The sequence below is a fragment of the Musicola keenii genome (genome assembly GCF_014855505.1).
Taxonomy (GTDB): Bacteria; Pseudomonadota; Gammaproteobacteria; order Enterobacterales; family Enterobacteriaceae; genus Musicola; species Musicola paradisiaca.
Genome location: NZ_JAAWVW010000069.1, coordinates 1 through 260 on the forward strand (window position 1 = coordinate 1; position 260 = coordinate 260).

At 68.5% G+C, this 260-nt stretch carries 1 protein-coding gene; it reads right to left on the reverse strand.

The features are described from left to right. A partial coding sequence (locus HEP82_RS19890; RefSeq protein WP_192459619.1) for a hypothetical protein occupies positions 1 to 260 on the reverse strand: 260 nt, incomplete at both ends.

Here is a 260-nt window from a genome sequence, read left to right on the forward strand (position 1 = left end):
CGCTTGCGCGCTGTTGCTGGAGAACGCGCTGCTGCCGCCGGTGGTCGAGGTATCCGCCAGCCCCCGGGTCGCCCCTGTGGTGGCCGTGCCGCTGGTCTGATCCCAGGCGTTGAAACTGAAGGCGGCGGTTTCGGCGGTAGCGCCATCCGGCACATAACGCAGCTGCGCCGTCGCACTGAGCAGCAGCGCCGATGAACTGGACACCGTGCCGACGCTGAACCAGTTGGCCCCGCTGTCCGTCGAGTATTGCCACGCCCCGT